The following is a 12,396-nucleotide window of genomic DNA, read 5'->3' as shown; positions in this document are numbered from 1 at the left end:
TTATCATTGTACGGAGGAAAGTCATGAATATTATGAAGTTAAAGATCGTTATCCTACTTGAAAAATATAAGAAAGTAACCGATGTAGCTGCTGAATTAGGCCTTAAACAACCCACAGTATCTTTTCATATGAAGAATCTAGAGAATGAATTTGGAACGCCTTTATTCCAATATCGAAGTGGAAGAGTACTGCTCACAGATGCGGGTCGGGCCCTTTATCAATATGCGCTCAAGATTGTCTCACTTACAGCCGAAGCTGAACGTACTGTTAAACAGTTTTCTTCACCAACACAAGGTACTTTAAAGCTGGAAGCAAGTTATATACCTGCAACTTATATTTTACCTAAAGCGCTAATCCAATTCATGAAACAATATCCTGGGATTAATAATTCAATGTCGATCCAAAGTGATACTTTGTTAAAGGAACGACTCCGAAGCCGGGAAATTCAAATGGCTATTTTACACACATCTGATTGGCATGATGAATCCTTTAACTTTCAGCTGGTTGTCCGCGACGAGCCTGTACTCATTTTTGCCCCTGGTCACCCTTTTGCAACTATAGAGAAGTTAACACCAGAACAGATCGCGCTTGAGCCTTGGATTCAGTATGAGGGTGGTTCTTGTTTACGGGGATTTGCGGATCAATGGGCAGAAATAAATCATATTCGCATGTGGAACCGATCCGAGTTGAATTCACCTGAGACTCTAAAGATGTTAGTTAGCGAGGGAGATGGCGTAGGCATTTGTTCTAGAGTTAGCATTGAAGCAGAACTTGCGTTAGGTCGTCTTTGTTATGCTCCTCTACCGGGAGTGTTGCCTGAGAGCGGTGGTTTTGTACTGGCTTGGCGAAAAGATCATATATTAACGCCATTGCAGCAATCTTTTGCCGATATATTAAACAACAACTAATAGGTCCTCCTATTTTATAAAAGGGAGCGCCCAAAGCCAAAATGGTTTTGAGCGCTCTTATTTGCTTATTCTATAAAGGGAAACATTAACTTTTCATTCTCACTTGTGTACATATTTTCCTTCGTAATGAATTCGGAGCCTGTATCCATAACAGGAGCTACTTTGTGACCTGAAACGACTTCAATTGCAGTTTTCACAGCCAAGTACCCCATAGTAAAAGGTTTTTGAATCACCGTTCCCAGCATCGTTTCGTTCTCCAGCAACTGAACCTCACTACTGGAATTGTCGAACCCAACCAGCTTCACTTTTGATTTTAAGCCCATATCCATAATTGCCAGTCCCGCACCTAATGTAGAGGGCTCATTTAAGCCAATGATTCCCTTTAGTTGTGGCTGATTCTTTAGAAGATCAACAGTTAATTGATATGCCTTCTTCGAAGATCCGTTACTGTAAAGGGTATCCTGTACAAGATTAACTCCATTCTGAGATAAAGCATCCCGAACCCCTTTCTCCCTCTCGATAGCTGTAGCGGAGCCTTGTACAAAATTCATAATGGCGACTTGATCGTCGCTTTGAATATTTTCAATCAACTTCTGCGCTGCTTTACGTCCTGCTTCGTAATTATCTGTAGCGATAAAACTCTCCGATACACCGCCGTTCAGTCCCGAATCCACCGTAATAAGAGTGATACCAGCATCCTTAATCTGCTCTGCAACCGGAACGAGACGATAATAGTCGGTAGCAGCTAAAATAATGGCATCGGGCTTCTCCTCCATCGCCTGTTCCAGTAATTGAATCTGCTTATCTACATCTAGCTCGGTATCTGTTCCTACCGTATGGACATCTGCACCGAATTCCTTGGCAGCAGTCGCCACTCCTTGTTTCATTACCTCCCAGAATTCAATACTGGTATCGATAGTCTTAGGAACGTAGATAATGGTTCTGACCTTTGGATCAAGATCGTTCATAAACATACGATAACCTACCCACCCGAGCGCTACAATGAAGATTACCAGTAGAGCAGACAAGCCTATTTTCGACCATAGTGAGCTCATGGATTCTCCTCCTCATAGAGCGCAGGAATTCTTAAAGTGACCGTCGTACCTTCTTCCATTTCACTCGTAAAAGACAACCCGTAATGGTCCCCGAAATATAACTGAATGCGATGGTTCACATTTGCGACGCCAACCCCACTGCCAATCCTGTAATCTGCCTTTTGAAGCAATAACTTGTTCATCTGCTCTGGATTCATACCAACACCATTATCAATAACCTGAATGGTAATATCGTTTTGCTCTCTTTTACCTCTAATCAGAATGTGCCCTTGCTCAGGATTATGCTTTATCCCATGATAAATCGCATTTTCAACTAAGGGTTGAAGGACCAATTTCAATATACTACATTCAAGAATGTCTTCATCCACTTCTATCGAATATGTGAATTTATGGCGATAGCGCATATTCTGAATCGTTAGATAGTGGAGAATATGTTCTAATTCTCTTGCGATCAGAATCAATTCCTCGCCTTCACCAATCGTAGAACGCATCAGCTTCGATAATGATGAGGTCATTTCGACCACCTCCTCCATCTTACCGGTCTCTGCCATCCAGATGATCGAGTCTAGCGTATTGTACAAAAAGTGGGGCTTAATCTGTGCTTGTAATGCCTTCAACTCACTCACACGCTTCATCTCTTGCTCCATCACAATCTGGCTCATTAACTCTTTAATCTTCATGATCATCAGATTAAATGTTCGGGCAAGCTTGCCGATTTCGTTCGTACTTTCAATCTCCACGCGAATGTCGAACTCTCCGCGTTCAGCCTTCTTCATGTTAATTTCTAAATTTTTGAGCGGTTTGGTCAATGCGTACGAAAGAAGCACGGATATTGCCATGGCAAAGACCAGACTTACAGCTCCCCATAAAGCGGCGGTTCCTTGCATCTGCTGTTTGTTAGCAACCAGATCATCCGGATAGGTCACCCCTACAATCTTCCAGCCAAAGCTGGTTGTATCCACCGTGTACAGTTTCTGTTCGTTCCCAGTGTTCACCGTAACCGACCCGCTTATAATCCCAAGAACGGTTTCCAATTGCTCAAACTTAAGCTGCGAGTAGATCAGCTGCTGTTGAGGATGATAGACTAGGCTCCCTGAAGGATCCACTATGAATACATAACCGCGCTTACCCAGTTCGATTTGTTTGCACAAATTGTTAATAACGCTGTAATTAAGATCTACGAGTAGCACACCCTGTCGATCTGCTTCCATTTCAGAAAAAGAATCAGAAAGCTTTCTACTGATCGATACTACCCAACGATACTCATCCTGAAATAAGTGCTGCACATGTGAAGAGGAGACAGCCACTCCCGTCTGGTTCAAAGCTTGCTGATACCACTCTTGAGCCATCAATTCTGGAAGCGGTTTCAAAACCGCGTCCAGTCGATCTGAAACCGTTATGCCTTCCGAGCTCGCATACACTATAGAAGAAATGTCGGTGCGGGATTGGACGACAGATCGAAGATATTGGCTGGCTAACTGCTTATCTTTGACCTTCCCTTCTTGTCCCGAACTCGAACCTTTTACATATCTCTCAAGATCACTACTAGTTAATACCAAAGCAGCAATACTCTCCATGTTGCTAATATAATTCTCGATGTTCAGTTTTACTTGTTCTATTAATTGTGAAGTATAGGCTACGGAGTTCCCCATGACGGCAGCTGAGGAGAGTCGGTATGAAGTATAGCTCAGAACTATAGTTGTGCAGAGAATAAGAAGGGAAAAAGAAATAGCGATATTATTATGAATACTTCGACTTCGGAAGAAGCGATGAGGTTTCATAGAAGGAGATTCTCCTTCTGTCGCTGTCGATATTCCTTCGGTGTGATCCCAACATTACGTTTGAAAATCACACTAAAGTACTGAGGATCAGCATAGCCAACTCTAGCAGCGATATCATAGGTCTTCAACTGTGTGACGGTAAGGAGCTCTTTAGCTTTTTCCAAACGGAGACGAGTCAAATACTCAATAAAAGTCTCTCCAGTATGCTGTTTAAAAGTCGCACTGAAATAACTGATGCTCATAAAAATATGGCTGCACAGCTCATGAAGTGAAAAGTTGTCATTACAATAATTCTCCCGAATATAAGCTTCTGCTGCTTTCATCTGAGATGTTCTGACGGTTGTTCGTTGTTCCGAAAGCTTGAGTATCAACTCATGGCATGTTCTCTCCAAATAATTCCTAGCTTCATCTATAGTCTTAAGGGCTGCAACCTCAGCAAACATATTATGTGAAACAAGCTCTGTATTTGGGAATCCGATATCGACCACATAGTTCATTAGAGAGACGAGCATTTGGTAGATGCTACTGCGGCAGTCTTCTATAGAAGAGCTATTGCTCTTTAGCTCCTGAAACCATTTTGAGAGAACCTCTGAGATCGCTGATGCTTTACCTGTCTTCAACGCGGATATGAATTGCTTTTCCCATGAAGAGAAATGTGCTTGATCCAATCCTTTTCCGAACTCAAGATCCTGTATGGAGATAACCTTATCTATGCCTAAAAGATACCGATATTCTATGGATGAAATCGCTTCCTGGAATGATTGTGGAATTTGCTGTAAATCAGCGTATTTTCTACCGATGCCGATGGTAGCCGTCAGCTTCAAGTACTTGTTCAGGCTGGTTTGTACTTGATCTGCAAGAAGTTGTGTTGTGACTTCGATCTCATCGGAATCCCCTGATAATATCGCAGCGATTTTCCCATCTCTCGTCTGAAATACGACACCACCCTGCTCCTTCTCAAATTGCTCCTGCACAATGTTAAAAGCAGCAAAGCGCAGTAGCTCAGCATCAGAAGCAATATCCAGGCTACGATTGTCCATTTCTATATCGATTACGATTGCAACGTTAGCCTCACCCTGCAGCTGTATATGAAAATAATTCATTTTATTCTCGATCTCGTCGTTTTTCATACGAGTAGTAACAAGCTTCTCCAGAAAACGTTCGCGAAGCAAAGGAAAGCTCTGATTTAATTGCATACGAAGCTTAGCGATATTGGCCTTTTGTAAATGCTCTTCATCCAAATCCTGCTTCATCTTGCTTAGATATTCGGCAAACTCACGAGCATTAATTGGTTTTAACAAATATTCCGTCACCTTCAAGGTTATAGCCTGTTTAGCGTATTCGAAGTCTTCATAACCAGTTACGATTATGACCTTCATGTCTCGGTATCGTTCCATTACAGCTTTAGCCAATCCTAGTCCATCCATAAAGGGCATGCAAATATCTGTAATAATCACATCCGGTCGAACCTGCTCGACTGCATCAAGGGCATCTCTGCCGTTATCGAAATCTCCAACAAGTTCAAAACCATGATTATTCCATGCAATCTTCTGTTTAATCCCCTCACGAACCTCGTCTTCATCATCAACTAGAATAATCTTATACATCCAACACCTCCTCAGCTATTGACTCATCGAGTACATGTAATGTAAATGTTTACCTTTTGGGATAAGCATAATAGAGGTTGCCTTCTTGAGGCAACCTCTATTATTAATCTCTTCTATTCGTACAGCAGAGGTTTGATCTCATCGGAATCTATATTGTTTTTATCATACCAGTGAAACCCGGTATCAATATTCTTTTCTACGGTTTCCCCTTTAATCGCCTGCACAGCTGCCTTTACCGCTTGATACCCAATACCAATGGGGTCCTGTGTAACAGCGCCAGCTACAACACCACTACGAATAGCATCCATTAACTGTTTACCGGAGTCAAAGCCGATAACCACAATCTTACCACCCATCTGTAATTCATTTACTGCATTAGCTACTCCTACTGCAGATCCTTCGTTTGAGCCATAGATTCCTTTAAGGTCCGGATTGGCTTGCATCATCGCTTTTGCAAGATCCGTGGACTTCAACTGATCTCCGCCGCCATATTGCGGCTCTAACACTTCAATATCTGGATATTTCGCTTTCATTTGTTCTAAGAAGCCATCACGACGCTGTTGACCTGTGCTGCTTGTTTGGTCATGTACAACTAAACCTACTTTACCCTTTTTGCCGATCAACTCAGCCATTTTATCAGCTGCCAAAGCTGCTGCCGCTTTATTGTCAGTCGCTGCGGTTGCTAAAGGAATATCGCTATCTACACCAGAGTCAAAGCCAATGATTGGAATATTGTTTTCCTTTGCCTTTTCCAGATATGGAATCGCTGCTTTGCTGTCGAGAGCTGCTAACGCGATTGCTGCTGGTTTCTTATCTAGCGCCGTCTGCAGCATCTCAATTTGTTTATCTACCTGACTCTCATTTTCAGGTCCTTCAAACGTAATCTCGACATTAAACTCCTTGGCAGCCTTCTCGGCTCCTTGCTTCACCGCTTGCCAGAATTGATGCTGGAAGCCTTTTGAAATAACTGGGATATATGGTTTGTCTGAACCGGAGGCACTCTTTTTGCTATCACTGTTGTTACAAGCACCAAGTAAGGTAGTAGCCAGTAACAAACTGGCAAGCATGATAATCCCTCTTCGACGTTGTTTCATTTAAATCTTCCCCCTCGTCATTTGCTTTGTATATCACTCCGTATGGAGATAATACCTCGTTCATTGCTTCCGTCTGCGAAGAATATCAGCATACACTGCTATGATGATTACAACACCGACAATGACTGTCCGCCATTCTTGAGCAACGGACATAATCTGTAAGCCATTCGTCAGTACACTCATAATCAGTGCACCAATAATTGTACCTAGAATAGAACCTACGCCCCCGCTTAAAGATGTGCCTCCAATGACGACAGCCGCTATAGCTTCAAGTTCATAACCTGTGCCAAGTGATGGCTGGGCTGAATTTAGCCGTGATGCCATCAGGATACCTGCGACTCCGCTGAAAATCCCTGTGATGGTATAGATCACAATCTTCCATTTGACCGTATTCACACCTGATAAGCGAGTTGCTTCTTCATTGCTGCCAAGTGCAAAGTTATAGCGTCCAATAATGGTCTTCGATAAGATGATGCTGGCGATAACACCGAGCAATAGGAAGATTACTATGGTGTTAGGAATGCCTGGAATCATCTTGCCCATTGCAATCTTGGCAAAAATCGGATCATCATTGAAATAAATCGGCTTGGCACCCGTTATGACAAGTGATAATCCTTTAGTGACCATCATGATCGCCAGAGTAGCAATGAAAGGTGGAATATTCATTTTCGCCACCATTAAACCACTTATAAAACCGCATAGTGCACCAGCTAGAATCCCGCCTAAAATTCCGAGTGGAACAGGTAGGCCCCAGAATGTAATGATGACGCCAACCATCACCGAGGAGAAGGTCATCACAGTACCCAAGGCAAGGTCGATCCCACCCGTAATAATTACAAAGGTTGCACCCAGCGCTAATACCCCAATTACAGCTGTCGAGACGAGGATTCCAACTAGGTTAGAAAACTGAAAAAAGTTACTTGATGCTACGGAAAATACGATGACCAGAATGATCAAACTTGCGAATGCTAGTAATTTTTGTTTAAACCCTGATTGCGCCCCGGTTTGCTTGGAGCTGATAGGCTGGCTAATCCTTTTATCTACAATCTTCATGACCTTGACACCTCCGATAAACTCTTGAGCGATTATGAACGCATCGTCGCATATTTCATTATCGCTTCTTGCGATGCTTCTTCTGCGAGTAGTTCACCAGTTATACGTCCTTCACACATGACAATAATGCGATGGCTCATTCTTAGAATCTCTGGGAGATCTGAAGAGACTATAATGATCGCTTTTCCCTCACCTGCTAGCTGATCAAGCAACTTATAGATCTCACTTTTCGCTCCTACATCAATACCACGTGTTGGCTCGTCGAAGATTAACACATCGCAATCTCTCGTTAACCATTTCCCGATAACTACTTTTTGCTGATTCCCACCGGATAAGAATTTGACTTTTTGACTTACACTTGGAGTCTTGGTTGCTAGTGCTTCCGCATGCTGCTCCGCGGACTTTCGCATCTCCCGATCCCTCATCCATCCGAATGTATTACGGAATTTATAGAAGGAAGCAATCGCATTATTCATGCTAATGTCCATATCTACAAGCAGCCCGTAGCGTTTGCGATCTTCGGACAAATAGCCAATACCATGCTGCACGGCTTGGTGAGGCTGTTTTATACGAACCGTATTTCCATGCAGCTTAATCTCACCCTTATCGATAGGATCAGCCCCAAATACGGCACGAACAACCTCAGTACGTCCAGCGCCCATTAATCCAGCGAAGCCCAGAATCTCACCTTTATTCAGATGAAAGCTGATATCCTTCAACATTTGCCCACTGGATAAGTTTCGAACCTCTAGTACGACTTGCTCTGTCTGTAACGAAAGCGTTGGCTTCGACGTTTGATACAGTTCACGTCCAACCATCATGCTAATAATCTGATCAATGGTTATTGAATCCGTCCGAACAGTATCCACGTAACAACCATCCCGCATGACTGTAATGCGGTCTGTGATCCGTTTCAACTCATCCATGCGGTGAGAGATGTATATAATACCTACACCTTTTTCTCGTAATTGCTCGATCATACGGAATAACTCGTTAATTTCCGTATCTGTCAACGCTGCGGTTGGTTCATCCATGATCAGTACCTCCGCATTGAAGGACAAAGCTTTGGCGATTTCAACCATTTGCTGATTAGCAACTGTCAGATCTGAGACCAAAGTCTTCGGATCTAGTTTTAGATTCATCTGATCAAACAGTTCCTGCACCTTACAATTTAGCTTCAGATCATCAACGAACCATTTCAATGCCTTGCGCGGCTCACGACCAATAAATATATTTTGGGCCACTGTAAGATGCGGCATTAGATTCAGTTCCTGATGAATGATACTAATCCCGAGTTCCTGCGCAGCGCGAGTATTAGCAATCTCCACCTCAGATCCCTTGTACCACATCTGACCCGCATCCTTGGAATAGACTCCTGTTGCAATCTTCATTAAGGTAGACTTTCCTGCGCCATTTTCACCGACTAAGGCGTGCACTTCCCCACGCTTCAGCTCAAATTGACATTGATTCAATGCATGAACACCAGGAAAAAATTTATCAATCCCCGCCATTCGTAATAATACTTCGTCCATTTCATATCCACCTCAAATCCTTTGTGAATGCCTTTTTATAAAGTAATCGCTTTCAAATGTTGAATGTAAAATTATTGTATTACCTATAAGTTTCCAATGTAATGGAATATTCTCCGTGAAAAAGTTTAAAATTTTATGTTTTGAAGCAAGCAAAAAAGACTACACCGTCCTTTTTCGGACGAAGTAGCCTTTAGATTAGCTCATATGTGTATAACAGTTGGAATCCTTACATTCAAATAGCCTACAGGTTCTGACCCTTTCCAGCCACCAAGGTGAATGTCTTTGGTATTCCTTTATCATAAACATCCGAGGATAGATTGGGTTCTTCGATCAATTGGCGGATCACAAGCCCTGAACTGGCAGCAGCAGTTACAATTTCTCCAAGTGTCCAGCGGCGCCAATATACAACGCTATGTTCCTGTTCTGCTATTGGTTTGCCTGTGGAAGGCAAATATTTAGAGTACGAGACCTTTTTTTCTTCCAATGTCGTATCGAAATAGTCCCCGCTAACTTTGTGCTTACGAACCTTTGCTGTAGAACCCTTCGAGGATATAAGCTTAGTTGTCACAGGATGGAAATCACGTAGAACAAAAATCCCACCTGGAGAAAGTAACTGGCAGACGGTTTCCATAAACGGTGCAAGGTCGGTAAAGTAATGAACAATCCCTAACTCTGCAAATACGATATCATACGAGCCATCGAGCACGTGATCTGGCAGCTTAAGAACATCCGATACGATATAGTTAAGCTGAACACCTGCTTCTTGTGCGAGATCAGCTGCATAACGCGCATTAGCTTCTGAGAAGTCAGCAACAGTAACATCCGCTCCAAGTAATGACAGCGCGACTGCCTTCATTCCGTTTGATCCCATGAGATTCATCATCTTTTTACCCTGTACATCTCCAAAATAAGAAGAGAGCGGGTAAAGCTTTGCACTTGGTTCCTTGATTAACTTGGCTGCAGCCTCAGACGGTGTACCAAATCGAGCAACCCAAGCTGTGTACGTGTCTTCGTTCCATAGTTCCTCGCTCGTTGGCGCAGTGCCTTTTCTAGGATGCAGTTCTAAATTTTGATCTTGTTCTTCCATACCTTGCGACCCCTTTATGATTAAAATATCTGTTATGAAGCATTTTGAATGGCATCTGCCACCTGAATCGTCTTCTTTCTTCCAGCGTACAAATATACGCCCAGTCCAAACATAACCAAAAGTCCACCAGCCCATTGTAGCGTAGTTAATTGTTCACCCAAGAGCAGATAAGCAAGGATACTAGCCCCCACTGGTTCTCCTAAGATATTCATAGATACCGTAGTTGCAGATACATACTGAAGCAGCCAATTAAATAAAATATGACCGAACACCGTAGGAACCACTGCTAGCAATAGGAAAATCCCCCACTCATTCGCAGGATAATTGAAAAAGGAAATCCCCATGAACAGATTGTATATGGCAAACACACCAGCAGCTGATAAGAAGACTATCAAGCTGTACAGGTATGAGGGCATCCGTACTACAAGCTTTTGACCGATAAGCATATGCACAGCTACCGCTACTGTTCCTCCAACCGATAACAAATCACCTTTAAGATTATCTGCAGAGATCCCAATATCTCCCCAGCCGATAAACACTACTCCGGCAATAGCAATACTCAGCCCCAGAATAGCAGACATAGCCGTTTTTTCCTTATACAAAAAATAAACGCCCAGCATAATAAACACTGGCTCCAGCGCCATGATCATCGTTGAACTAGCTACCGAAGTATACTTCAAAGAGCCCATCCAAAGCAAAAAATGTAGAGCTAGCATACTGCCTGAGAGCACTAGCATGATCCAGTCTTTTTTACGAAGAGCGAACGCTGCTCCGCTGTATGGTCTTGCAAAAGGCAACATCAGCAGCGAGGTGAACAACAGCCGATACATTCCTTGTATAGATGCTGGCGCTGCAGACCACTTAATAAAAATAGCGGAAAAAGAGATGGCCACAATACCAATCATCATTAAAATCGGAATAGGTAGTGGCGGTTTTTTAAGCTTCACATGGTACGCGTCCTTTCAATATCTTAAGTCACTTATGTTAATTTAACGCAGACCGTGAAAAAATGCATCTATTTTCATTAGATTTCACTAAAAAAAGCATAAGCAATGTCATTTCTGACGAGAGCATATGCTTCTTTAAGGCTACGGCTTAAGAACAACCTTGATGCAATCCTCTTTTTTCTTACTAAAAACGTCATAGCCATGCTCCGCTTTACTGATTGGAAGTCGATGCGTAATGATGTCTGTAGGATCAAATTTATTCTCTTTAATCATCTTAAAAAGCAAAGGCATATAGTGAATAACAGGGGCTTGTCCCATCTTTAAAGTAATATTACGTTCAAATAGATGACCCAGCGGGAACATATTGTAATTAAGCCCATATACTCCTACAAGCTGAATAGTTCCGAATTTACGTACGATATCCGTGGCCATTCTAAATGCGCTGAGTGAGCCTCCCTGTAGCTTCAGCGTGGTTTCCACTTTCTCCAATGCAGATATTTTGGCATCCAAACCTACACAGTCAATAACTACATCTGCGCCCCCATGTGTTATCTCCTTCAAATGAGCTTCAATATCCTTAATCTCTTCAAAGTTGTAAATTTCGACATTATTGGTCAGCTTCGCATGCTGCAGACGGTAGCCAATATGATCAACCGCAATGACTCTTGAGGCGCCTTTGATCCAGGCAAATTTCTGAGTAAGCAGTCCAACCGGCCCGCAGCCGAGAACAATGACTGTATCCCCTGGCTTCACTCCACCGCTTTCGACTCCCCACCAAGCAGTAGGGACAATATCAGATAAGAAAAGAATTTTCTCATCTTCCATTTCTGCATCCTCAGGAACGACAAAAGGGCCGAAATTACCATAAGGTACCCGCAACAATTCAGCTTGTCCGCCGGCAAAGCCGCCATAAGTATCGGAATACCCTAAATAACCGCCAGTATCCTTGGCTTCATTAGAATTGTCACACTGGCTCTCCATCTCATGCTGGCAGAAGAAGCACTGACCACAGGCCACATTAAAGGGAATAATGACACGGTCGCCTTTCTTGACTTTAGTTACGTCTGGACCGGTCTCCTCAACAATCCCCATGGGCTCATGACCAATAACATAGTCATCATGCATACCTGGAATCTCACCGTTATAGATGTGTAGATCTGAGCCACAAATCGCTGTAGTTGTAATCCGAACGATAATATCGTCCTTTTTCTCAAGCTTCGGATCAGCTACCTCTTTAACCTTAACTTTTTTCTTCCCTTGGTAGGTTAGTGCCTTCATAGTGTTCATCCGCTCCTTTAGAGTATGGCAAAGGGTGTAACGATAACGTCCTCT

At 42.9% G+C, this 12,396-nt stretch carries 10 protein-coding genes; 1 reads left to right on the top strand and 9 read right to left on the bottom strand.

The window, feature by feature from the left end; all coding sequences use genetic code 11:
- Positions 1-908: LysR family transcriptional regulator (locus ACWNM1_RS26275; protein WP_449603263.1), on the top strand; the 908-nt coding region annotated here is incomplete at its 5' end.
- A gap of 65 nt (positions 909-973) precedes the next feature.
- Here the strand turns inward: ACWNM1_RS26275 and ACWNM1_RS26270 are convergent.
- From ACWNM1_RS26270 to ACWNM1_RS26230, 9 genes are all read right to left on the bottom strand, one after another.
- Entirely contained in the window at positions 974-1,963 is a 990-nt protein-coding gene (locus ACWNM1_RS26270; RefSeq protein ID WP_449603262.1) for a substrate-binding domain-containing protein, read from the bottom strand.
- Entirely contained in the window at positions 1,960-3,744 is a 1,785-nt protein-coding gene (locus ACWNM1_RS26265; RefSeq protein WP_449603261.1) for a cache domain-containing sensor histidine kinase, read from the bottom strand. The genes ACWNM1_RS26270 and ACWNM1_RS26265 overlap by 4 nt, the downstream gene beginning before the upstream one ends.
- A complete protein-coding gene (locus ACWNM1_RS26260; RefSeq protein ID WP_449603260.1) occupies positions 3,741-5,351 on the bottom strand; it encodes a response regulator in 1,611 nt (536 codons plus the stop codon). Before ACWNM1_RS26260 ends, ACWNM1_RS26265 begins: the two co-directional genes overlap by 4 nt.
- A 113-nt stretch (positions 5,352-5,464) precedes the next feature.
- Complete coding sequence (locus ACWNM1_RS26255; protein ID WP_449603259.1) at positions 5,465-6,445, bottom strand: substrate-binding domain-containing protein; 981 nt, start codon at positions 6,443-6,445, stop codon at positions 5,465-5,467.
- A gap of 60 nt (positions 6,446-6,505) precedes the next feature.
- The gene (locus tag ACWNM1_RS26250) at positions 6,506-7,498 is read right to left on the bottom strand and encodes an ABC transporter permease (RefSeq protein ID WP_449603258.1); all 993 of its coding nucleotides are present in this window, start codon (positions 7,496-7,498) and stop codon (positions 6,506-6,508) included.
- A gap of 32 nt (positions 7,499-7,530) precedes the next feature.
- Positions 7,531-9,030, bottom strand: a complete 1,500-nt coding sequence (locus ACWNM1_RS26245; RefSeq protein ID WP_449603257.1) for a sugar ABC transporter ATP-binding protein — start codon at positions 9,028-9,030, stop codon at positions 7,531-7,533.
- A 241-nt stretch (positions 9,031-9,271) separates the two neighbouring features.
- Positions 9,272-10,117, bottom strand: coding sequence for a class I SAM-dependent methyltransferase (locus ACWNM1_RS26240; protein ID WP_449603256.1), 846 nt, complete (start codon positions 10,115-10,117; stop codon positions 9,272-9,274).
- 32 nt (positions 10,118-10,149) lie between these two features.
- Positions 10,150-11,064, bottom strand: a complete 915-nt coding sequence (locus tag ACWNM1_RS26235) for a DMT family transporter (protein WP_449603255.1) — start codon at positions 11,062-11,064, stop codon at positions 10,150-10,152.
- Positions 11,065-11,205: 141 nt separating this feature from the next.
- Positions 11,206-12,342 carry a zinc-dependent alcohol dehydrogenase gene (locus ACWNM1_RS26230; RefSeq protein WP_449603254.1) on the bottom strand — a complete coding sequence of 379 codons (1,137 nt, stop codon included), beginning with the start codon at positions 12,340-12,342 and terminating at the stop codon, positions 11,206-11,208.
- Positions 12,343-12,396 lie beyond the last annotated feature (54 nt).

It is taken from the genome of Paenibacillus sp. Marseille-Q9583, from assembly GCF_976954365.1.
This window is presented reverse-complemented; position numbering and strand designations above follow the sequence as displayed.